The 20,922-nt window shown below is 69.2% G+C and carries 23 protein-coding genes; 5 read left to right on the forward strand and 18 right to left on the reverse strand.

The annotated features are described in order from the left end of the window. Position 1 precedes the first annotated feature (1 nt). The 11 genes from H1226_RS24570 to H1226_RS24620 all read right to left on the reverse strand — a co-directional run bounded on the left by H1226_RS24570 (position 2) and on the right by H1226_RS24620 (position 7,512). The gene (locus tag H1226_RS24570) at positions 2-826 is read right to left on the reverse strand and encodes an ESX secretion-associated protein EspG (RefSeq protein ID WP_225043699.1); all 825 of its coding nucleotides are present in this window, start codon (positions 824-826) and stop codon (positions 2-4) included. Beyond that, positions 826-2,151 carry a hypothetical protein gene (locus tag H1226_RS24575; RefSeq protein ID WP_258343130.1) on the reverse strand — a complete coding sequence of 442 codons (1,326 nt, stop codon included), beginning with the start codon at positions 2,149-2,151 and terminating at the stop codon, positions 826-828. The genes H1226_RS24570 and H1226_RS24575 overlap by 1 nt, the downstream gene beginning before the upstream one ends. A gap of 10 nt (positions 2,152-2,161) precedes the next feature. Continuing rightward, positions 2,162-2,743: a DUF3558 domain-containing protein gene (locus H1226_RS24580; protein WP_258343131.1), complete on the reverse strand. Its 582-nt coding sequence runs from the start codon at positions 2,741-2,743 to the stop codon at positions 2,162-2,164. 12 nt (positions 2,744-2,755) lie between these two features. Then, entirely contained in the window at positions 2,756-3,079 is a 324-nt protein-coding gene (locus H1226_RS24585; RefSeq protein ID WP_258343135.1) for a hypothetical protein, read from the reverse strand. A 237-nt stretch (positions 3,080-3,316) separates the two neighbouring features. Further along, a complete protein-coding gene (locus H1226_RS24590) occupies positions 3,317-3,958 on the reverse strand; it encodes a DUF3558 domain-containing protein (RefSeq protein ID WP_309148763.1) in 642 nt (213 codons plus the stop codon). Beyond that, positions 3,894-4,220, reverse strand: coding sequence for a hypothetical protein (locus H1226_RS24595; RefSeq protein WP_258343139.1), 327 nt, complete (start codon positions 4,218-4,220; stop codon positions 3,894-3,896). The genes H1226_RS24590 and H1226_RS24595 overlap by 65 nt, the downstream gene beginning before the upstream one ends. A gap of 372 nt (positions 4,221-4,592) precedes the next feature. Further along, the gene (locus H1226_RS24600) at positions 4,593-5,060 is read right to left on the reverse strand and encodes a hypothetical protein (protein ID WP_258343140.1); all 468 of its coding nucleotides are present in this window, start codon (positions 5,058-5,060) and stop codon (positions 4,593-4,595) included. A 226-nt stretch (positions 5,061-5,286) separates the two neighbouring features. Further along, positions 5,287-5,751 carry a hypothetical protein gene (locus H1226_RS24605; RefSeq protein WP_258343142.1) on the reverse strand — a complete coding sequence of 155 codons (465 nt, stop codon included), beginning with the start codon at positions 5,749-5,751 and terminating at the stop codon, positions 5,287-5,289. Positions 5,752-5,792: 41 nt separating this feature from the next. After that, positions 5,793-6,575, reverse strand: a complete 783-nt coding sequence (locus H1226_RS24610) for a hypothetical protein (protein ID WP_258343144.1) — start codon at positions 6,573-6,575, stop codon at positions 5,793-5,795. Then, entirely contained in the window at positions 6,572-6,907 is a 336-nt protein-coding gene (locus H1226_RS24615; RefSeq protein WP_258343145.1) for a hypothetical protein, read from the reverse strand. The genes H1226_RS24610 and H1226_RS24615 overlap by 4 nt, the downstream gene beginning before the upstream one ends. Next, entirely contained in the window at positions 6,907-7,512 is a 606-nt protein-coding gene (locus H1226_RS24620) for a hypothetical protein (RefSeq protein ID WP_258343148.1), read from the reverse strand. Before H1226_RS24620 ends, H1226_RS24615 begins: the two co-directional genes overlap by 1 nt. Before the next feature lie 307 nt (positions 7,513-7,819). Between H1226_RS24620 and H1226_RS24625 the strand changes: the two genes are divergently transcribed. Beyond that, positions 7,820-8,323, forward strand: a complete 504-nt coding sequence (locus H1226_RS24625; RefSeq protein WP_258343150.1) for a GNAT family N-acetyltransferase — start codon at positions 7,820-7,822, stop codon at positions 8,321-8,323. 3 nt (positions 8,324-8,326) lie between these two features. On the opposite strand, the gene H1226_RS24630 is transcribed toward H1226_RS24625, so the two are convergent. Together H1226_RS24630 and H1226_RS24635 are read right to left on the reverse strand one after the other, a co-directional pair. Next, positions 8,327-8,536 (reverse strand): DUF397 domain-containing protein, encoded by a 210-nt coding sequence (locus H1226_RS24630; RefSeq protein WP_258343152.1) that lies wholly within the window; start codon positions 8,534-8,536, stop codon positions 8,327-8,329. Between the two features lie 21 nt (positions 8,537-8,557). After that, positions 8,558-9,394, reverse strand: coding sequence for a helix-turn-helix domain-containing protein (locus H1226_RS24635; protein WP_258343154.1), 837 nt, complete (start codon positions 9,392-9,394; stop codon positions 8,558-8,560). 205 nt (positions 9,395-9,599) lie between these two features. On the opposite strand from H1226_RS24635, the gene H1226_RS24640 reads away from it, so the two are divergent. After that, the gene (locus H1226_RS24640) at positions 9,600-9,800 is read left to right on the forward strand and encodes a hypothetical protein (protein ID WP_258343155.1); all 201 of its coding nucleotides are present in this window, start codon (positions 9,600-9,602) and stop codon (positions 9,798-9,800) included. A 49-nt stretch (positions 9,801-9,849) separates the two neighbouring features. Here the strand turns inward: H1226_RS24640 and H1226_RS24645 are convergent, their stop codons facing one another. The 4 genes from H1226_RS24645 to H1226_RS24660 all read right to left on the reverse strand — a co-directional run bounded on the left by H1226_RS24645 (position 9,850) and on the right by H1226_RS24660 (position 16,529). Next, on the reverse strand, positions 9,850-12,429 hold the full coding sequence (locus tag H1226_RS24645; protein WP_258343157.1) for a glycoside hydrolase family 172 protein: 2,580 nt from the start codon (positions 12,427-12,429) through the stop codon (positions 9,850-9,852). 389 nt (positions 12,430-12,818) lie between these two features. After that, positions 12,819-13,829 (reverse strand): substrate-binding domain-containing protein, encoded by a 1,011-nt coding sequence (locus H1226_RS24650; RefSeq protein ID WP_258343159.1) that lies wholly within the window; start codon positions 13,827-13,829, stop codon positions 12,819-12,821. Positions 13,830-13,896: 67 nt separating this feature from the next. Further along, positions 13,897-14,943: an ABC transporter permease gene (locus H1226_RS24655; RefSeq protein ID WP_258343160.1), complete on the reverse strand. Its 1,047-nt coding sequence runs from the start codon at positions 14,941-14,943 to the stop codon at positions 13,897-13,899. Next, on the reverse strand, positions 14,940-16,529 hold the full coding sequence (locus tag H1226_RS24660) for a sugar ABC transporter ATP-binding protein (protein ID WP_258343161.1): 1,590 nt from the start codon (positions 16,527-16,529) through the stop codon (positions 14,940-14,942). The genes H1226_RS24655 and H1226_RS24660 overlap by 4 nt, the downstream gene beginning before the upstream one ends. Positions 16,530-16,776: 247 nt before the next feature. On the opposite strand from H1226_RS24660, the gene H1226_RS24665 reads away from it, so the two are divergent. Then, positions 16,777-17,673 (forward strand): DUF6542 domain-containing protein, encoded by an 897-nt coding sequence (locus H1226_RS24665; RefSeq protein WP_309148764.1) that lies wholly within the window; start codon positions 16,777-16,779, stop codon positions 17,671-17,673. A 143-nt stretch (positions 17,674-17,816) separates the two neighbouring features. Here H1226_RS24665 and H1226_RS24670 read toward each other — a convergent pair whose 3' ends face one another. Next, entirely contained in the window at positions 17,817-18,878 is a 1,062-nt protein-coding gene (locus tag H1226_RS24670; RefSeq protein WP_224960232.1) for a 4-hydroxy-3-methylbut-2-enyl diphosphate reductase, read from the reverse strand. 245 nt (positions 18,879-19,123) lie between these two features. On the opposite strand from H1226_RS24670, the gene H1226_RS24675 reads away from it, so the two are divergent. Both H1226_RS24675 and xseA read left to right on the forward strand, forming a co-directional pair. Further along, positions 19,124-19,573 (forward strand): lipid droplet-associated protein, encoded by a 450-nt coding sequence (locus H1226_RS24675; protein WP_258343174.1) that lies wholly within the window; start codon positions 19,124-19,126, stop codon positions 19,571-19,573. 57 nt (positions 19,574-19,630) lie between these two features. Further along, a complete protein-coding gene (xseA, locus tag H1226_RS24680) occupies positions 19,631-20,890 on the forward strand; it encodes an exodeoxyribonuclease VII large subunit (RefSeq protein WP_224960234.1) in 1,260 nt (419 codons plus the stop codon). Positions 20,891-20,922: the final 32 nt, after the last annotated feature.

Raw genomic sequence — 20,922 nt, forward strand, 5'->3', positions numbered from 1 at the left:
GTCACCGGGCGGCGGGCAGTGCCACCAGCCGCGCCATCTCTTCGATCTTGGCGGTCAGCTTGCGCCGGTCGGCGGGCGCGACGGTGAACCACTGGCGCCCGTCACCGCCTTCCCGCTTCTGCGTCAGGTAGCAGCCGTCGGCCCCGGTGAAGAACGACACCGAGAACGGTGGCCGGTGCGTGCGCCCGACCCGGCGGTCGTGGCTGCGCGCGGTGAACACCCCGTCCAGTTCGCGTTCCGCGGTGAGCACCGACGCCAGCACCCGCGCGTCGGCGCTCTTCACCCCGGCGCCGGTGAGCGCGCTGAGCAGGCTGCCGGTGGGGTTGCGGCGCATCCGCGCGGTCGCGCCGTCGAGCACTTCGACCGGCACGCTGGCCGTGCCGCCGCCACCCGAGGAGGGCGCGCCGATCAGTTCGACCGCGTTGCCGGCGGGGCCGCCGTACTCGTGCCTGCTGAGCACGATGTCCTGCAGGTCGTCGTTGTTCTCGCCGTCGGCCTGGTACGCGCGCACCGTGGCGCGGCCGTGCTCGACGCAGACCGCGTTGAACGAGGTGCCGCGCTTGGCGTGCACCGCCACCCCGACCGCCAGCGGCGGCCGGGACAGCAGTTGCCACGCGTCGTCCAGGAACGGGTGCAGCTCGTCCCGTTCCAAGTACCCGCGTCGGGCCAGGTCCTGCCTGCCGAGTTCGGCGGCGCGAGCCAGCTCGTCGCGGGTGGGTTCGCCCGCCAGCCTGCCCACCCGCAGCAGCGGGTGGACGTGGCTGTCGAACCGCTCGCACAGGTAGGCGGCGGCCAACGGGCTGATCGACATCCTGCCTCGTGCCATCAGCGGTCCTGGTTCTCCCAGTCGCCGAAGACCGGCGGGGCCACCGCCCGCATGTCGTTGGTGAACACGTCTTCCTCCTCGATGAGCCAGCTCGGCCGCTCGTGCTCGGCGTCCTCGCCCTGCTGAGCACCGCGCTGCCCACCGCCCACGCCGCCCGGCGCGCCCGCACCGCCGCGAGCACCGGCCGCACCGGCGCCACCGGACGCGGACGTCCCGCCACCGGCACCGCCCAGGCCACCGATCCCGGCGCGACCACCGGCGCCCGTGCCCGAACCGGCACCAGCACCGGCGCCGAGGCCGCCCATGCGGCCCCCGGAACCACCAGCACCGACGCCACCGCGACCACCCGCGGCACCACCAGGACCACCGCCCGGTGCCGGAGCCCAGCGACCGTTGTACGGGTTCTGCCGCTCCCACGCCCCGGTCTGCGGGTTCTGCCGGTACAACGTGCCGTCCGGACCGCGCACCACGCCCGGTGCCAGCCCGCCGCCCGCCTGCGGCGACGGAGCCCACGCGGAACCGGACCCGGCCGGAACCCCACCGGAGTTCCCGGTGCCCAGCGACGGAGCCCCACCACCCGGAGTCGGCGACGACGCCCACGACGACGAAGTCCCCGCCGGAACCCCACCACCGTACGAAGACACGCTGCTGAACTGCGAATTCCCCATCGCATCCCGCGCGGACGGAGTGGTCGCGCCGGGGGCCGGGGAGTTCGACTCCTCACCGGGCATGGGCTGGAACTCGGGCACCGAGTTGAGGTTGGCCTCGGTCTCCCGCTGGTACCGCTCCTTGATCTCGACCGCGCGATCGTTGGTGAGCTGGAAGTCCTCCATCCGCTCCTCGTAGTCACTCGCCCAGCCGAGGATCCAGGTGTCGTCCCAACCGCCTTCCTCGACCCAGCCCTTCTGCGGCGGATCGAGCTGCACCTCACGCCCGTTGTTGAGGGTCTCGCCCTTGCCCGGGATTTCGTGGAAGGTCGAGGTTTGCGTGGTGGCCTGGTTCTCCAGCGCCTTGCTCACGGCACCGGCGGTCTCCGCGGCCGCCCGCGCGTGCGGCACGATCTCGTTGATCGACGCCTGCGCGGCATCGGCGGCGCGACCTTCGTGCGCGGACTCGGCCTTGCGCAGCGCCGATTCGACGTCCGTGGCGAGCTGTTCGAACTTCTTCCGCGCCGTATCCCACGCCGCACTACCGTGGTTCAGCGCGCTCGGCAGCGAACCGGCTTCAGGAGAACCACCCATGTCGGCACGCAGCTGCTTCGCGAGACCTGCGAAGCACATGCCGGAGCCGCTGATGACGTCAGATCCCGATGCAGGAGATGTCATTTTCAACCTCTCATTTCACCGAAGGAAGAACGGAAACCGACCGCTCTAGCGCACCTTGCGCATAAGAACACGGATCGAAAGGTTCACCACCGCTAGGTGCATCGAAAGCGAACGAAAACAGGATCTGATCATCCTTCGCGGCGAGATAGATGCCACAGCTTCCATTCTCCGGAAGATCGTCGTTGGCCCGAACAGCAGGGTGGCCAGCAATGTTCAGCTCGGCATAGTCAACGAAGCTCGCAGATGCATCCCGATACTGCTGAATAGTACGATTGGGAATGACACTGAGGGATACGGATGTCGCCCCTTCCGCGGAGCGCCATGTGCAGCCGTCCGGCATGGTCGGATCCAGGTCGTTCGGAGTAACCTTGCCATTGGGACCGAACCCCAACTCCTGGGCATCGGACGCCTTCATCAGCTCACACGGCGGTATGCCGGAAGCATCACGCGGATCGGCGATCCCGGAAGGCTTACCTGTCGAAGATGAGGGGTCACCGCCCTCATTCGGCGAATCGCCACCTACCGCACAGCCGGACACCAGCACCACAGAAGCTGCGGTGACCACCAAGGACCGCATCACCGGCGAGTTCAACAATTGCATTCCTTACGCTCGCCCAACCCGGTCAGCATCAACCGTCGCGTTATCGTCAGCAATCCTGTATTCTTCGAGCGTTGAACGATATGAATCGATCTTCTCGTTCAGCTTCTTAACAATCTCAGCGGCAGCTCCCTGCAAAGAGGAGTCAGCGCCGCCTGCACGTTCCCGGAATAGATCACGAGCAGTCGCAGTGGTGGCGTCTTTCGCCGTCAATTCCCCAGGCATGGCCGTACGCGAGTTCTGCGCGAGCGCCTCTGCATTCTCCCGCGCATCCTCGAGTTCTCGGATCGCCGCCTCGAGCGCCTCTGGGTCTATCCTGAACCCGGTCATGCTTCCTCCCCTGGCATGTCCACGCGTCAGCTGAGCATGGTGCCCGCCCGCCCCTCCCCGCGTGCGGGAACCTACTCAACCACCTGTATGACGATCAACACAGTAGCGGGTGACGCTCCTCGCGCACTCGCCACCCGAACGGCCCATCCTCTTCCCCGGAAACGAATAGACCGAAGCGCTAGCCGGTGCCAATACTCACGCCGGGACCAGCATCAAGCGAAACCACTTGAACCCGCCCTATTCTGCTGCAGGCAGCGTCGGAACCGAAGCCTCTAGTGCACTTTTGGCCAGAGGACACGGGTCATACGGCTTTTCAGCCTTGGTGAAGTCGATCGCCACAGCCAAGAGCACTTGATCGTCCTTCGTGCCAAGGAAGATCCCGCAGCTACCCCCTTCCGGGGGGCTCGCGTTCGCCTGCACAGCAGGATGCCCCGCGATGGTCATCTCAGAAAAATCGACATAGCTATCAGAGTTGTCGCGATACTGCTGAATAGACCGATCGGGAAAAACGGTCATGGCAATCGATTTTTTCCCATCACCGGATTGCCAAGTGCAATTGTCCGGCATACTGGGATCGATCTCGTTCGGCTTAACTTTCCCATCCGGAGACAACCCCAGCGCCTGAACATCTTCCGACTTCAACAAGGCGCACTGCTCCACCGCAGCCGCATCGCGCGAATCGCCCATCTCCGACGCCGGCTGGGAATCCGTTCCAGACTCCTCGCCAACACTTGACCCCCCAACGGCGCATCCAGAGGCCAGGAAAGCCGCCAAGACAGCGACACCAAAACGAAACGAAAGTGCCATATCTAGACTACGACCGCCTATCGATCTTATCTGCATCCACCGACGCATTATCGTCAGCGAGGTGATACTCATCCAACGTTGCCCGGTAAGATTCAATCTTAGCTGTGAGCTTCTGAGTAATTTCCTCAGCAGCAGCCTGCAAAGAAAACTCGGCCCCACCGGCCCGGTCGCGGAATAGTTCACGAGCCTCTGAAGTTACAGAATCTTTGGCGGTCAGCTCACCTGGCGTCGCCGCGTGCGCCGCATTCACCAAGCCAGCCGCCCGTTCACGCGCATCTTCGAGTTCTCGGATCGCCGCCTCGAGCGCCTCTGGGTCTATCCTGAACCCGGTCATGCTTCCTCCCCTGGCATGTCCACGCGTCAGCTGAGCATGGTGCACGCCCGCCCCTCCCCGCGTGCGGGAACCTACTCAACCACCTGTATGACGATCAACACAGTAGCGGGTGACGCTCCTCGCGCACTCGCCACCCGATCGGCCCATCCTCTTTCCCGGAAACGAATAGACCGAAGCGCTGACCTGCATCAACACGCGAGAGTCGCACCCGCGGCGCGACCACTCCATTCCAGCCGCCCCGGCTCACCCCGCCCCGAGCAGACCTACCTCCTGCAGCCGAGACCACCTGCGCTGGTATTCGCGACCACGAATAGGAAATTGATCAGCAACGGCTCGCTCGGTTTCGCCGGCTCCGAGAAGCGGAGCGCCCCATCATGATCGGCGTTCCGGCCGCAGGCACTTGAACATCTGCACGCAGCAGACCAGCGCCATGATCATAGGAAGAGCCGCGATCACCAGGTAGAATGAGATGCTCGCGTCCAACTCGTCCGCGCGGTCCGCTGAAACGAACACCAAGAAGAACAGGCTGAACGCGTTCACCGACGCGGTGCCGAGGCACAACACCACAGCCTGTCGAAGGAGTGGCCGGACACCCGCGATGTCGACGGCTCCCCGCTTGAAGTACGACTGGCTGAGCACCGAGCACAATCCCAACAACCAGCAGAACAGCGCCGCCGTCCCGGTCAGGAGCAAACCCAACCAGGAGAACGGATCGTCGCTGATGGGCAGGAAGTACATCCACAACGCCTCGACCACCGCCACGACCGGCGACGCGATCAACAGCACCAGTCCCGTCAGCAGCAAGCGCACCTTGCGAGCGCGCTCCCACTCAGGCGACACCGGAACGAGGTTCGGCCGAGGTGGCGGGCCGGTAGGAATCGGAATCATCGAGCCTCCCCATTCGACGGGTCCCCATCGCTGACGCCGCCATCGCTCAAGTCGACCCCGTTGTCCGGCTTCGCCCAGCTGTCCCCGATCCCGTCGACTGCACTGCGGAGAACCTCGATCTGAAAGCTGATCGGCTCCCGCGTGCAAGCGTGCAGTGACCGGTTCTCGTGTCCTGGGTTCACCATCGGATCTTCTGAACGACCGTCGTCCATGCGGCGCCGCACATCGCCGCGGGCAAGATCGTCGCGAGGAAACACAGCGCGGTCGCCACGTTCGGTGCAGCTCCGTCGCGTGCTGCCGACGCTGTTCCCAGCGCCAAGACGGCCGCTCCAAGCACTCCGCCGATCACGGAGAAGATCCACACAACCAGCGACGAGCGCCACAGCCCTTGGGCCGCGGTGAGGTTGAGCCAGCCGTTCTTGATGTACGACACCCCGAGCAGGCACAACACGCCCATCCCGAAGGAGAAGAACACGGACACGGCGAGGAATCCCATCCACAGGATCTCGGCTACACCACCCATGTCCGGGAGCGAGAACACCAGCGGAATTCCCGCCCCTGCGACCGCCAACGACACGAGCACCAGCACCGATCCGGTCAAGCCGAGCTGCCGCCGCCGCTTCCGCGACCACTCGATCGACACCGGAACGTACTGCGGAGGTGGTTGGGGGACCGGAATCGGGATCATCGCCGCACTTCCCAGTTCGACCCGTCGCCATCACTGACGCTGCCGTCACCCAAGTCAACGCCGTTGTCCGCAACGGACCACTTGCCACCGAGTTCGTCGATCGTCTTCTGCACCGACTTGGTCTGCGTGTTGATCGGTTGCACGGTTGCGTAGAACGCGCTGATCGCCGCGGTGATGAGCCCGACCGCGACGGTGGCGAAACTGAAGAAGACCACGATTCCCGGAGGTGCCGTGACGACCCCTGCTACTCCGGCGATGGCTGCTCCCAGGCCGACCAGGAAAGTCACCACCGCAATGATGACCGATACCCAGAACATCTCGACGGCGTTGGCCAATGCGTCCAATGCATCGACCATCTTGTCGGCAGCGCCCTTGACACCGTTCACGGCGTCGACCTGTCCGGGTACCAATGCCTTGTACGCTTCCGCCGCCCGTCCTTCCCATTCGATGGTGCTGCGGTGCTGGTCGAGCTTGAGAGCGCCGGCCACGGAGCCGAGCTTCCCGGATACCAGGTCGCTCCACTGCTGGGATTTCTCCCGAAGCAGACTCGGGCTGCCGCAGCGATCCCAGATCCGCCTGAGGTCGTCGAACATCTGCCGGTGGAGCTTCCCGACCTCCTCCATCCCTTTCTTGATCGGTTCGATCAAGTGGACGAAGGCTTCTGGGACCCAGCTGAGCAATTGGTCGACACCGTCGTAGAGCTTCTGCATCAACTCTTGGGCTTCGGTGATCTTCCCGCTGACTTGGTGGAGCACATCATCGCCGGTTGAAGTGGTCATGGATGCTCTCCCAGCAATTGGTTCAGCCCGTGCATAGCTGCCTCGTCGTCGGCCTGGTACTGCTCGGCTGCCGCGGTCAGGTCGTCCGCGATCTTGCCGAAGTACTGCTGCCCTTGCGTTAGCAAATCTCCGATGGCGAGCCGCAGACCGTCCAGGGTCTCGTCCAAGCCGAGTTCGTCGCTGAGAGCGAACCTGTCGCCCGCGCCGATCGCCACTACGTCTACGGCTTGCCGCGGAGCTCCCATGGCCGCAGCCTGTTCACGCCACAGGGCGGCGTCCGAGTGCATCGCATCGAGGGCCGTCTTGATGCCCTGGTCCGTGGGTGGTGTCATCAGAGCTCTCCTTTTCGCTCTTCAGTGACCAAACCCAGGCGGCGCAACAACCGTTGCGGATCACTTGCCAACGCGAACAGCTGCGAGATCGCCGGGCTGTCGGGGCCACCGGCCAGTTCCGGCGGGCTCGTGCGGTGCCGCAACGATTCCAAGGTTTGGGCGAGTTCTCCTTCGATCTCGGCGTTGCGGGCGGAGCTGCACCAGGTCGCGTCGACGACGAGTTCCAGGAGTTGCCCCTGCCGCGCGGTTCCACGCACGTGTCCGCCGGAGCTTTCAGCCGAGGCCGTCGAGCCAACGGTGGCCCCCAGCCGCTGCTGGAAGGCGTCGAGGTCGGCGGACACCGCGGAGATGAGCTGCATCGCGTCGTCCTTGGTGATCGGATCGTCCGATGCGGCGATACCGCCTGCCTCCTCCGCGGAGCGGGCCGCCGACGCGGGCGTGTCGACGGGAGTGCGTTCGGCCTGGACCGTCGCGGCACGCAGCGTCGCCTCGTTCGCCGCCGCCACAACGTGCGTGGACAGGCGCCGCGGGTCGACGCGGCGCTTCCAGTCCGCGGCGAGCGCGACCGAGAGGACCTCGCCTTCGTCGCTCACCTCGATCGACACGACACCGTCCGGGTCCTGCCCGCGCAGTGGTTCCGGCTCGTCGACCGGTCGTTGCGGAGCGTCGAGTCCCGGGTCTTCCTCGTTCAACTGCCACCGGTGATTCACGAGCCGGGACCATACCCAGACCGCGCCGCTCCACGCTCGGGTTCGTGCTCACCGGACGGGGTTCGGTGGCAGCGATCCGCGTCACTCGGCCGCGATCACCGCGTGCCGGGCGACCCGGAATTCGGCGGCGGTCGGCGGGTGGCCGGCGCTAGCGTCCCGGGCCGTGCGTCGTCGTGGTACAGGAACAGGGGGAGCGAGTCCTATGTGGACGACTCGGGTGGAGCGGCCCGCTGATGTCGCGGACGTGCGCGCGGTGAACGCCGCCGCGTTCCCGACCGAGGAGGAAGCGGACCTGGTGGACGCGCTGCGGGCCGATCGGGACGCGTGGATCGACGGGCTCTCGATCGTCAGCGCGGACGGCAGCGGCTCGGTCGTCGGGTTCGCGCTGCTGACCCGCTGCCACGTGGACGACGCACCCGCGTTGGCGCTCGCACCGTGCGCGGTGCTGCCCGCGCAGCAAGGCCGGGGCGCCGGATCAGCGGCGATCCGAGCCGGGCTCGACGCCGCCCGCGAGCTCGGCGAGAACCTGGTGATCGTGCTGGGGCACGCCGGCTACTACCCGCGGTTCGGGTTCACCCCGGCCTCCGGGTTCGGGGTGCGCGCACCGTTCGAGGCGCCCGACGACGCGTTCCTAGCCCTGTCCCTCGACACCTCGCGCCCCACCCCGACCGGGCTCGTCCGATACCCGGCGGCGTTCGGCGTCTGAGCGTCAGCGATCGAGGCGACCGGCCTTGAGCTCATACAGGAACGTGCTGAAAGCGGCGGGGGCGAAGGCCAGCACCGGGCTCGCCTGGCCCAACTTCGAGTCGCGGATCGCAGAGCTCTCCGCGGACAACGCCACTTCGACGCAGGCACCGCCGTTCGTGTTGCTGTAGGTGGACTTTCGCCAGTTCGCATCCGGCTGCACGTGGGCGATCAAAGCTGCCACCTTCTTCGACGGCTATGGAAGCGTTTCGATTGCATCCCGGATGAGTGCTGCCGATGCGTGCTCGCTGAGCGCGGCCACCCTGAGCCGGTTGAACACGAGCGTATAAGACTTCAGGTGCTGCGAACCAGCTAGGTAATCCGCGTTCGTCAGTCCTTCCAAGTACAGGATGGTTTTGACCGGTTCCGCGAGGCTGATGATCGTGAACGACGAGTCCAGCGAAGGATGCGCCCAGTCCGCGAGCGGCAGCACCTGAAGGGTCACGTGCTTGAGCCGAGCGAGCTCCAGAAGCGTCTCCAGCTGCTCCTTCATCACCTCGCCGCCACCCACCACGCCTCGGATCGCAGGCTCGCCGAGGATCACCGACAGCTCAGGCGGATTCTCGGACGTCAGCCTCGCGCGCCGCGCGACTCGGCTGTCCGCGATCCGCCCCACGTCCTCTTGGCGAACCGAGATCGCCTGCGCGAGCAGCGCTTCGGCGTACGCCTTCGTCTGCATGATGCCGGGGATCATGTCGCCGTAGTGGATCAGAAGTTCGCTCGCCACCGACTCCATGCCGACGTACGACCGGGCCCAGTCCTGGACGCGCCCGTAGCTGCCGCGCTTGCGGGCTTCCTTGGCGAGCTGGTGAACGCGTTCGGTGCGATCATGGTCGATGCCGCAGCGCTCGGCGATCCGGTCGAGCTCCGCGGCCGAGATCGTGCGCGCCCCGTTCTCCAGCTTCGACACCTTGGAGACGTCCCAGCGCAGCAGTTCCGCGATCTCCTTCGGCTCCACACCCGCGGCTTCGCGCATGCGGCGCAGTTCCAGGCCGAGTTCCAGCCGCCGGATGACCGGTCCGGGATTCGTCACGATGCCTCCTCGATCGTTCGCCGAGGAGTCTGCCGGATCTCCGCCACGACCAAGATCCCCCTAAAGGGCGACTATCTACATGGCAATGCCGCTTATACATTCGACGTAGCGACAACCTCCCGTCGCCGGCGCGGAACCGGTGGCCTCCCCCTCCCCGACCGGGCCACCGGTTCCGCGTCCCACCATCGGATTTCGGGAGTGGCGCATGTCCGCGCCGGAACCGCGCGGCTGGCGCGGGGTGTTCACCAGCGACCGGGTGCACCGGGTCTCACCGGGCAACGAACGCCGGATCTCGCACGGCGACCGGGCTCGGCTCGGGCTCGCCGACTGCGGCGCGGTGTGCGTGCCGCCGACGCCGAACGAGTGGCCGCTGGAGTCCTGCGCGCACTGCTACCCCCGGACATGACGGTGCCCGGCGGTCGACGGACCACCGGGCACCGCGTGCGCTCAGCGGATCAGAACGCGACCACCGAGTACTCGGACGCGGTCCACGCCGGAGCGCCCCGCACCGGGATCAGCTCCACCCGCACCGACTCCTTGCCCTCGGTCAACGCCACCGGCAGCTCGAAGCCGTCCTCCAGCCAGCGGTGCGACTCGTTGCCCAGCGGCTGCAGCCAGGTGCCCGCCGGCTCGCCGTCCACCCGCACCTCCACCTGCTGGTAGGCCTGCGCCTGGTCACCGATGCGCCGCAACCGGGCGCCCTGGTTGTCCTCGCCGAGCTCCACGTCGAAGCCCACCGGCCCCGTCGCGGCCGCCACCGGCGCGCTGCGCTGCTCGTCGGTGCCCTCGAAGCGGGAGTCCAGCGGGTTCACCACCTCGCCCTCGGCGCGGTAGCCGTGCTCGTCCCGGCTGCCCTCGTCGGACAGGTCGATCCGGTCGACCTCCTCCTGCGACGCCGGTCGACCGCCGTACCAGTAGGCGGTGGAGCTGTAGTCGCCCGGCTCGTCGTTGTCCGGGCCGTGCTCGATGCCCGCGACCAGGCCGTCGTTGAACGGCACCGCGTCCGGCACCTGCAACCGGTAGGCGCCCGTGCAGTCGTACCGGCAGCCGTCCCCGTTCAGCTCGTGCGCCGGGTTGCCCGCCAGCGGCATCGAGAACGTGGTGCCGTCCCGGAAGTACCAGCCCGACTCGTAGTAGTCCTCGCTGCCGGTGCCGTACCAGGCGGGGCTGCGCTCGCCGTTGACGTAGAAGCGCTCGTCGCCTTCCAGGTAGTTGCGCTGGTTCGCCACCGCATTCGTCTCCGGCATGGACAGCGGCTGGTTGCGGTGCGTCGCCGTCGCGTTCGGCGGGATCAGGCCGCGCATGGTGTGCGTGACCCCGTAGAACGTGCCCGAACCGTCCACGTCGAGGAAGTTCCAGTCCTCCCCCTCCACGGTCCGGTCGCGGTGGTGGGTGGCGTGGAAGTAGCCGGCGTTCTCGTCGGCTTCGCGGGGTGCGACGGAGACCTCGGCGGTCATGCCGTCGATCGGGACGCCACCGCCGTTGACGATCTCCACGGTGGCGCTCTCGTCGAACGGCATCGGCCACCAGGCCGTGTACCAGCCGTCCTCGCCCGGGTCGATGGAGCTCATCATGGTGCGCACGTCGTGCTCGCCGAGGCCGGAGCCGAAGAACTCGCCGATCGGGGCGTCCACCGTGGTCTGCCCGTCGAAGGTGATCCGCAGCCGCGCCGACTCCAGCACGTGCTCGGAGGCGGTGACCTCCTCCGGGCCGAACCCGTAGCGGCCCACCAGCTTCTCCCTGGCGAACACCGCGTTGTCGATGCGGTAGCCGTGCGCGGCCTCCTCGCCGGGGTGGCCGGGGCCGACGTCGAGCACGTCGGTGCGCACCCATTCGCCGTCGACGAGGCTCTGCACGTCGTAGCGGAACTCGTTGACGTCCACCGAGGAGGACGTGAAGCGGTTCGCCACCTCGATCGAGGACTTGCCCGCCGTCAGCTCCGGGGGCACGTCGATCGCCTGCACTCCCCAGCCGCCCGGTGCGGCGGCGCCGCTGCGCCACTCGCCGGCCGGTGCGCCGTCCACGCTGAGGCCGGCCACCTGGTCGGCGATCTGCGGGTCGAAGCGGCGCACGATGCGCACGCCCGCGTTGCGCGGGTGCACCGCCGCGTCGAACCGGCTGCCGCCGCCCTCGCCGAACGCGCGGCCGTCGTCGATCACCCGCGGGCTCGGCACGACCTGCGGGATGCGCAGCCGCAGCTCGTTGATCTGGCCGGGCCCGTCCAGCTGCGCCACCGGTGCCGCCGCTCCCGGGGGCACCGCGAAGTCACGGCGCGTCGGCTGCGCCGCCGGGTCCACGCCCTTCGGGTCGGCGATGCCGAACTTGCGCAGCCGCTCCAGCACGTCCCGCGCCGGATCCGAGGGGTCGAAGGTCCGCACGCCGTCCGCGTCGCCGAACGAGCGGTAGTCCACGTGGTAGAAGTCCGGGTTGTTCTGCACCGTCACCCGCATCGACTCGCGGTACGGCATCGGCACCTTGATCACCGCACCGCCCGCGGCGTCGTCGCCGTTGCCGACCAGCGGCCATTCGAACGGCGCGCCCACCCGGCCGCTCACCACGTCGATCAGCGGGGCGTCGAGCACCGTGCGGCCGTCCAGCTCGACCACGATGTTCCCGGTGCCCGTCACGTCGCCCCACGGTTCGCGGGTGAACCAGATGGAGGAGATCTCGCCGGCGCCCGCGCGCTCCGCGATCACGCAGCCGCGCTCGGCCTGCCGCAGGCAGGAGTAGGTTCCGTTGAACCCGTCGTCGTTGCTGCCGTCCCTCGCGAAGCTGGAGAACTGCCCGGTGTGCTCCGAGCCGCGCAGCTGGGCGAGGCCGCCCGGTTCGCGGAACGTGTCCCACCCGACGCTGCCCTTGCCCGCCGCCCGCGGCTGCGCCTGCTCCTGCTCCTGCGCCGAGGCCCGGGCCGCGCCGTGGGCGGCCGCGTCGGCGACCAGCGCGGCGGCCGCCAACGACGCCACGCCGAGCACCGCGCCGAACTTCCTCGGCAGCCGTCTCGCAGCGCGCAGCGCATCACTCCTGCGGTCTCTCATCAAAGCTCGCCCTCCCCACATCACTATCCACAATGGACAGCGTTGTCCTGGTCACTCGACGGTGGTGCGCGGTCGGGAACGGATGGGTCGGTTCCCCCGAACGCGGGCGCACAAGATCGCACGCTCGGTTTCACCCGAAGCGTAGGAAGAGGTCGCACCGGCTCCAAGGAACATCGCGGAACCACGGGAATCCGGACTCCGAAATTCACTCATTAAGATGGTCACCGGGACTGCGCGGAGACCACTACCACCATCCAGGTGGATTTGATTTCTCTTCGGCGACAGCTCGCTTTGCTAAAGAAAAAGTCGCACGCCAGGACGAGTTTCGCCCTAGCGCGCGACCTGCACCTTCACCGAATCAGAAGTGAGATGTGGTAGCCCCGGAAGTCTCAGCCCTGATTCAACCGGGCGTACACCTCACCCGCGTTCTCCTTCGTGATCAATTCCGTGGGAAGGGTTTGGTGCTTCTCCGTCGGCTGGCAATCGACCAGGATCTTCTTGGCCGCTTCCACGGCCTCCTCGCCGCCGGTCGGATTCAGGAACGTGGCCTGCAACCGGCCCTGCTCCACCGCTTTGATGCCGCCCGCCTCGATCGGCAGCCCGTCGATGCCCACGAACTTCAGCTGATCGGCCTTGCCCGCGGCCTGCGCGGCCAGGTAGGCGCCCTCCGCCATCGGATCGTTGTGCGAGTACACCGCTTGCGCGTCCGGGTGCGCCTTCAGCAGCGCGTCCATCTTCTCCTGGCCCTCCGCCCGCTCCCAGCCACCGTCGTCGGCACCGATGATCTCGATCTTCGAGCCCGCGATGCCCTGCATGAAGCCGTCGTGCCGCTCGTGCGCCGGCGTCGAACCGGACAAGCCCTTGATCTCCAGGATCTTGCCGCCGTCCGGGAACAGCACGTTCTTGAAGTACTCGCCGGCCTGCCTGCCGATCGCCTCGTTGTCCACGCCGACGTAGGTGGTGAACGCGTCCCCGTTGACCTTGCGGTCCAGCAGGACCACCGGCGTCCCCGAGTTGTAGGCCCGCCGCACGATGTCCGTCAGGGGCGCCGCCTCGTTCGGCGAGATCATCAGGAGGTCCACCTGCTTGGTCAGGAACGACTCCACGTCCGAGACCTGCTTGGCGTTGTCCTTGGCCGCGTCGGCGAACTGCACGTCCTTGAACTGCGGCACCCGCTCGGCGGCCTTGCGGATGTCGTCGTCCATCCGCACGCGGTAGGGCTCGGCGAGGTTCGCCTGGCTCATGCCGATCGTGTACTGGCCGTCCGGGCCGCCGCACGCCGCCTGCGGATCCTGCGGCTGCGCCGCACCGCTGTTCTCGCTCGTCGTACCGCACGCGGCGGCCGTCACCGCCAACACGGCGCAGGCGGCGGCGAACGCGGACCTCGTCGTCTTTCGCATGGTGCTTCCTTCCCGCGGAACTACCAGGGACGCTTCGAGCGGACGGGCGGATCGGGGAACGGACCGGTCACGCGGCCGGGCGCAGCCGCTGCAAGGCCGCGGCTGCCACGATCACCAAGCCCTTGATCAGCAGCTGCATGTCGGTGTTGACGCTGTTCAAGCTCAAAATGTTGTTCAAGATCCCCAGCAGCAGCGCGCCCGCGATGGTGCCCACCACCGAACCGCGCCCGCCGGCGAGGCTCGTGCCGCCGACCACCACGGCCGCGATGCCGTCCAGCTCGTAGGCGAGGCCGTCGTTCGGGCTGCCCGCGTTCAGCTGGCCCGCGTGCACGATGCCCGCCAGCGCCGCGCAGAACCCGGACAGCGCGAACGCGATGATCTTCACGCGGTTCACCGGGACGCCGGACAGCCGCGCCGCCTTCTCGTTGCCGCCGATCGCGTACAGGTGCCGCGAATAAGCGCTGTAGCGCAGGAACAGGATCGCCGCGACCGCCACCACCGCGAAGATCAACGCCGGGATCGGGACCACGCCGCCGAACGTCCGCTCCCCCAGCAGCGAGAACAGCATCGGCGCCTGCCCCGCGCCGTCGCCGTAGGAGATCTGCACCGTCTCCCCGCCCGACCACATCCGCGCCAGGCCGCGGGCGATGTTCAGGCCCGCCAACGTCACGATGAACGCCTGCACGCCCAGCACCGCGACCGCGGCGCCCTGCAGCACCCCGAAGACCAGGCCGATCAGCAGCACCAGCAGCGCCGCCACCAGCACCCCGAAGTCGTCGTTGACCAGCAGCACCGCCGACCCCACCGCGGCCAAGCCCAGCACCGAGCCCACCGACAGGTCGATGCCGCCGATCAGGATCACGAACGTCAACCCGACCGCGATGATCCCGATCTCCGAGACCGCGCGCACGATGTTGAACAGGTTGTCGCCGGTCAGGAACAGGATCTGGCCGTCGTCGCCGCGCGGGGACAGCACGATCGCCGCCAGGAACACCGCGACCAGGCCGAAGAAGCTCTGGAACCGGAACAGGGTCTCGACCCGCTGCCGCCTCGACCGGCCGGGCACCGGCTCCGGCGCGCCGGGCGCGACCTCCTGCCGCGTCTGCTCGCTCATCGCGCTCCTCCCCCCGCGACGGGGCCGCGCCCCGTCTCGACAGCCGATGAATCACCTTCCGGCGACACCTTTTCCCCCATCGCGGCGGCCAACAATTCGGCTTCACCGGCCCGGGTGGTGTCGAACTCGGCGACGCTGCGGCCGTGCCGCAGCACCACCACGCGGTGGCACACGCCGGTCAGCTCCGGCAGCTCCGAGGACGCCAGCAGCACGCCGATGCCGCGCGCCGCGATCTCGCCCAGCAGCTCGTAGATCTCCGCCTTCGCGCCGATGTCCACGCCGCGCGTCGGCTCGTCCAGCAGCAGCAACCGCGGCTCGGTCAGCAACATCCGGCCGAACACGACCTTCTGCTGGTTCCCGCCGGACAAGGTGCCGACCGGGTCGGCGATGCGCCCCAGCTTCACCTTCAGCCGGTCCACGCTGCGCTCGGTCGCCGCCACCTCGGCGCGGCCGCGCACCAACCCGGCGAAGCCGAGCCGGTGCACCACCGACAGCACCGTGTTCGCCCGCACCGAGTGCCCCAGCACCAGCCCCGAGGCGCGGCGGTCCTCCGGCACGAACGCGATGCCCCGGCGCAGCGCGTCCCGCGGCCCGCGCGGGCGCACCGGTTCGCCGCCCAGCTCCACCGAGCCCTCCCAGCGACCGGCCGGACCCGCGCCGAACAGCGATTCCAGCAGCTCGGTGCGGCCCGCCCCCAGCAGCCCGCACAGGCCGACGATCTCGCCCGCGCGCACCGACACGTCGATGCCGTCCGGTTCCCGCCTGCCCACCCGGTACCGGCGCGGCAGCACCCGGAGACCCGCGACCGAGAGCAGCTCCTCGCCGGGCGGCCGGTCGTCCGCGGTGCGGAACAGGGTGCGCACCGAGCGGCCCACCATCGCCGCCGCGGCCTGCTCGGCGGTGAGGTCGCGGGCGTCGAACTCGGCGACCCGGCGCCCGTTGCGCAGCACCGTCGCCCGGTCCGCGACCGCACCGATCTCGTCCATCCGGTGCGAGATGTAGACGATGCCGGTGCCGCGCCTGCGCAGTTCCGCGATCACCGCGAACAACCGGTCCACTTCGGAGTGCGACAGCGCCGAGGTCGGCTCGTCCATGATCAGGACCTTGGCGTCGAGGGACAGCGCCCGCGCGATCGTCACCAGCTGCTGCTCACCGACCCGCAGCTCGCCGACCGGCCGGGCCGGGTCCAGTTCGATGCCGGTGCGGGACAGCAGTTCGCGGGTGCGCTGCGCCATCGCGCGGCGGTCCACCACACCCGCGCGGCGCAGCTCCCGGCCCAGGTACAGGTTGTCGGCTACCGACAGCGCGGGCACCAGGTCCAGCTCCTGGTGGATCATCGCGATGCCCGCCTGCTGCGCGTCCGAGGGCTTCGCGAAGCGCACCGGGGCGCCGTCCACCGCGATCGAGCCCTCGTGGTCGGCGATGTCGCCGGAGAGCACGCGCATCAACGTGGACTTGCCCGCGCCGTTCTCCCCCAGGAGCGCGTGGACCTCGCCCGCGTGCACGGTCAGGTCGATCCCGTCGCACGCCAGGACACCGCCGTAGCGTTTGGTGATGCCGGTCAGCTCTACCAGTGGCGCTGCCATGGTTCCCCCCGTCACCCGAGCGCTGTCATTCCGGAGCAACCGCGCGGAGCCGAGAAAACGATTGCTCGGACGCTAAGAGTTTCCAGTTGCCTGTGTCAAGGTTCACAGTCCACCCGCGGGCCGCCCAGCCGCCATTCGGCCGCGCGCGGACCTCGCAACGGTCACGAGGGCAGGAAGCACCGCAGCTAGGGGAACAACTTCCGGAGAGGTCGTTCCGCGGGCGTTCCTGACCGTTACGGTTGTGGCCGTGACCGCCACTCGCGAGCGCCAGAGCGCACCCTCTCCCGACAACGGCGCCCCACACTGGGCAGAACGGTCCGCTTTCCGCACCCGCGGCGTCCCGCTATGGGCGGCGGTGCTGATCGCCGCCGGCGGCACCGCGCTCGGCGCCGGGCTCGACCTGCTCATCAGCGGCACCCCCGGACTGATCTTCAAGATCGGCCTGTTCCTCGGGTGCGTGGCCGGGGTGGCGCTGGTGCGGCGGGAGAGCCTGTTCGGCCCGATGGTGCAGCCGCCGCTGGTCGCCACCGTGGTCATGCCGCTGCTGGTGCTGTTGTTCGGCGGCGGGGGCGGCAGCGGGATGATGGGCAAGGCGCTGGGCGTCGTGCAGCCGATCATCGCCGGCTTCCCGATGATGGCGATCACCACCGCGCTCTGCCTCGCGTTCGGGCTCGCCCGGATGTTCTGGCTGGAACGCCACGACGCCGAGAACGACCTGGACCCGGCCGACCAGCCCACCAAGAAGCGCAAGCCGGTGAAGCCGCCGAAGGAGGCCGCGGAGCGGCCGGCCCGCAAGCGGCGGCCCGCCGAGGACGAGAAGCGCCCCTCCGCCCGCTCCCGCGACGGCTCCGGGCGGCCCCGCCGCCCCGCCGAGCAGGGCGGCCGCCCCCGCGACGCCGCGGCGGGCAAGCGCGAACCGCGCCCCGACCGGGGAACTCCGCCGGCGCGCGGCGAACGCGGCACGCCCCCCGCTCGCGGCGGCACCCCCGGACGCGGCGCCCAGCCCGGCCGGGCCCCGCGCGGCGAAGGCCGCGGTGAAGGCCGTCCCCGTCCCGCCCCCGGGCGCGGACGCCCCGAGCCGAAGCGGGACGACCCGGCGCGCAGGCCCCGCCGCCCGCGCCGCGACGACGACTTCTTCGACTGAAGGACGCTGGAGCCCCTGCCCAGCGCAGCAGAACGGCCCGCCGACCGATCAGGTCGAGCGGGCCGTTTCGCGTTCGCGTGCTCGCCAGGTGGTCGCGCTCCCTCAGCGGCGGACCACCCGGCCCCTCCCGCGGGAGGGAGCGGTCAGCGGACGCCCTTCGGCGCGTCCGGGTTCTCCTTGAGGTCCTTGCGGAGCTCCCGCGGCAGCGCGAAGGTGATCTTCTCGTTGGCGGTGGTGACCTCTTCGACCTCGCCGTCCCAGCCACGCTCGGCGAGGTGCTCCAGCACCTGCATCACCAGCACGTCCGGCACCGAAGCACCGCTGGTGACGCCGACCGTGCCGACGCCCTCCAGCCAGGAGTCCTCGATCTGGTTCGCGTAGTCGATCAGGTGCGAGTCGTTCGCGCCCGCCTGCAGCGCGACCTCGACGAGCCGCTTCGAGTTCGAGGAGTTCTGCGAGCCGACGACCAGCACCAGGTCGCACTCGGCGGCCATCGCCTTCACCGCGAACTGGCGGTTCGAGGTGGCGTAGCAGATGTCGTCGCTCGGCGGCGCCTGCAGATCGGGGAAGCGCTCCTTGATCTGGTCGACCCGCTCCATCGTCTCGTCGACGCTGAGGGTGGTCTGCGACAGCCACACGACCTTGTTCGGGTCGCGGACGTGCACCTTGTCCACGTCCTCCGGCTTGTCGACGAGCTGCACGCGGTCCGGCGCCTCACCGGCGGTGCCTTCGACCTCCTCGTGGCCCTCGTGGCCGATCAGCAGGATGTCGTAGTCGTCGCGGGCGAACCGGTTGACCTCCTTGTGCACCTTCGTGACCAGCGGGCAGGTCGCGTCGATGGTGCGCAGGTTCCGGGTCTTGGCCTCCTCGTGCACCGCGGGGCTGACGCCGTGCGCGGAGAACACCACCAGCGCGCCCTCGGGGACCTCGTCGGTCTCGTCCACGAAGATCACGCCGCGGTCCTGGAGCGTCTCCACCACATGCTTGTTGTGCACGATCTCCTTGCGCACGTACACGGGCGGGCCGTAGGTGTCCAGCGCCTTCTCGACCGTGATGACCGCGCGGTCCACGCCTGCGCAGTAGCCACGGGGCTTGGCGAGCAGGACGCGCTTGGTGCGTCCGCCCTCGGAAGTGCCCTGGTCGGAGGTGCCTTGGTCAAGGTCACTCGGTGCGAGGCGATCGGCGGCCTGCGGCGAGGTGCTCATGCCGTCCAGGGTACGGACCACCCCGCGACGGGTCAGCCCTGCGGTCACCTGCCGAGGCGGTACCGAGCGTCACCCTCCCCGCTACCGGTGGACACCCGTGGCGCGGGACGCGGCGGTCAACGGTGACCGACCGCCACCGGGCGCCCCCGGGGTACCGCCGGAATCCGCAACCGGCCCGCACCTCCGGGCGAAGCTGCGGTGCCCGGCCGATGGTTTCCGCGGCGCGAGTGCGGGAGGCTGGGGCCATGTCGACGTACCCCTTGCCGATCCGCGTCGCGGCCGGACTCGCGGCCGTCACCGCCGAGCAGACCCGGCGGCTGCCCGCCCAGCTGCTCGGGTTGCCGCTGACCGTGGCCAGCCAGGCCCTCCAGCTGTCGATGCGGATGCAGCAGCAGATCACCGAACTGGCCATCCGCGGCGACGAGGCGCTCGGCGCCTGGGACCGCGGCGAGGACCAGCCGGAGTGGGCCACCTTCGACGAGGACGAACCCGCGCCCGCCGCACCCGTCCCGGACGACGCGGGCGTGCTCGCCGGCTACGAGGGCATCACGCTGCCCCAGCTCCGCGGCAGGCTGCGCGGCTTCTCCACCGCCGAGGTCGAGGCCATGCTCGACCACGAGCGGGCGAACCAGCAGCGCCCCGAGTTCCTGCGGATGCTCGGCAACCGGCTCGAACGCCTCCGCACCGAGAACTGACGCGCCGCCCCGCCCCGACGGGGAACGGCCGTATGATCGCGCCGCCCAAGCCCGGACGTGGAAGGAGCGGTCCTGAACGCCCCCGCCAACCCACCGCCGACCAGCGCGGAAGACCCGTGGCCGGTGCGCACCGTGGCCCGCAAGATCGCCGACTGGATCCACCGGCTCGGCACCATCTGGGTCGAAGGCCAGATCACGCAGATCTCGCAACGGCCCGGCGCCGCCACCTCCTTCCTCACCCTGCGCGACCCGTCCGCCGAGGTGTCGCTGACGTTGACCTGCGCGTCCTCGCTGCTGCGCAAGCAGGACCCGCCGCTGACCGACGGCAGCCGCGTCGTGGTGCACGGCAAGCCCACGTTCTTCACCGGCCGCGGGACGTTGAGCCTGCGGGTGGACGAGATCCGCGCCGTCGGCATCGGTGAACTGCTCGCCCGCATCGAACGGCTCCGCCAGCTGCTCAAGGCGGAAGGCCTGTTCGACCCGGCGCGCAAGCGGCGGCTGCCGTTCCTGCCGAACAAGGTCGGCCTGATCACCGGGCGGGCGTCCGCGGCCGAGCACGACGTGCTCAGCAACGCGCGGCTGCGCTGGCCGTCGGTGCGCTTCGAGATCCGCAACGTGGCCGTGCAGGGCTCGACCGCGGTGCCGCAGATCCTCGACGTGCTGGGCGAGCTCGACCGCGACCCCGAGGTGGACGTGATCGTGCTGGCCCGCGGGGGCGGCAGCGTCGAGGACCTGCTGCCGTTCTCCGACGAGGCGCTGTGCCGCGCGGTGTCGACCTGCCGCACGCCGGTGGTCAGCGCGATCGGGCACGAGCCGGACTCGCCGCTGCTGGACCACGTCGCCGACGTCCGCTGCTCCACCCCGACCGGCGCGGGCAAGCGCGTCGTTCCGGACATGGCGGAGGAGACCCAGCGGGTGCACCAGCTCCGCGACCGCGCGCGACGAGCGCTACACGGATGGGTGGATCGCGAGCGCAGGCTGCTGGATTCGCTGCGCAGCAGGCCCGCGCTGGCCGACCCGCACGGCCCGCTGGACCGCAGATCAGAACAGGTCCAGGTCGGACGGGACCGCGCGCGGCGCGCCATCACGGGCGTGCTCACCGCCGAAGGGCATGCGATGACCGCGACTCGATCTCGCTTGACGACCCTCGGTCCTGCGGCCACTCTTGCTCGCGGGTACGCGATCGTGCAGCGCGTCGAGCCCGACGGGGCCGACGGAGTGCTGCGCTCGATCGACCAGGCCCCGGCGGGAACCACGTTGCGGGTCCGCGTCGTTGACGGAGCGGTGCACGCCGTGGTGCCCGGCGGAACGGAGTAGTGGAACGAGGGAGGTCGTGGTGCGGGGACAGC

The organism is Saccharopolyspora gregorii, from assembly GCF_024734405.1.
Taxonomy (GTDB): domain Bacteria; phylum Actinomycetota; class Actinomycetes; order Mycobacteriales; family Pseudonocardiaceae; genus Saccharopolyspora_C; species Saccharopolyspora_C gregorii.

Bases quoted from the DNA above. Each gene is read 5' to 3' on its own strand.
- H1226_RS24570 (WP_225043699.1), bottom strand. From the start codon at position 826: ATGGCACGAGGCAGGATGTCGATCAGCCCGTTGGCCGCCGCCTACCTG.
- H1226_RS24575 (WP_258343130.1), bottom strand. From the start codon at position 2,151: ATGACATCTCCTGCATCGGGATCTGACGTCATCAGCGGCTCCGGCATG.
- H1226_RS24585 (WP_258343135.1), bottom strand. From the start codon at position 3,079: ATGACCGGGTTCAGGATAGACCCAGAGGCGCTCGAGGCGGCGATCCGA.
- H1226_RS24590 (WP_309148763.1), bottom strand. From the start codon at position 3,958: ATGAGTATCACCTCGCTGACGATAATGCGTCGGTGGATGCAGATAAGA.
- H1226_RS24595 (WP_258343139.1), bottom strand. From the start codon at position 4,220: ATGACCGGGTTCAGGATAGACCCAGAGGCGCTCGAGGCGGCGATCCGA.
- H1226_RS24610 (WP_258343144.1), bottom strand. From the start codon at position 6,575: ATGACCACTTCAACCGGCGATGATGTGCTCCACCAAGTCAGCGGGAAG.
- H1226_RS24615 (WP_258343145.1), bottom strand. From the start codon at position 6,907: ATGACACCACCCACGGACCAGGGCATCAAGACGGCCCTCGATGCGATG.
- H1226_RS24625 (WP_258343150.1), top strand. From the start codon at position 7,820: ATGTGGACGACTCGGGTGGAGCGGCCCGCTGATGTCGCGGACGTGCGC.
- H1226_RS24640 (WP_258343155.1), top strand. From the start codon at position 9,600: ATGTCCGCGCCGGAACCGCGCGGCTGGCGCGGGGTGTTCACCAGCGAC.
- H1226_RS24645 (WP_258343157.1), bottom strand. From the start codon at position 12,429: ATGAGAGACCGCAGGAGTGATGCGCTGCGCGCTGCGAGACGGCTGCCG.
- H1226_RS24650 (WP_258343159.1), bottom strand. From the start codon at position 13,829: ATGCGAAAGACGACGAGGTCCGCGTTCGCCGCCGCCTGCGCCGTGTTG.
- H1226_RS24655 (WP_258343160.1), bottom strand. From the start codon at position 14,943: ATGAGCGAGCAGACGCGGCAGGAGGTCGCGCCCGGCGCGCCGGAGCCG.
- H1226_RS24660 (WP_258343161.1), bottom strand. From the start codon at position 16,529: ATGGCAGCGCCACTGGTAGAGCTGACCGGCATCACCAAACGCTACGGC.
- H1226_RS24670 (WP_224960232.1), bottom strand. From the start codon at position 18,878: ATGAGCACCTCGCCGCAGGCCGCCGATCGCCTCGCACCGAGTGACCTT.
- H1226_RS24675 (WP_258343174.1), top strand. From the start codon at position 19,124: ATGTCGACGTACCCCTTGCCGATCCGCGTCGCGGCCGGACTCGCGGCC.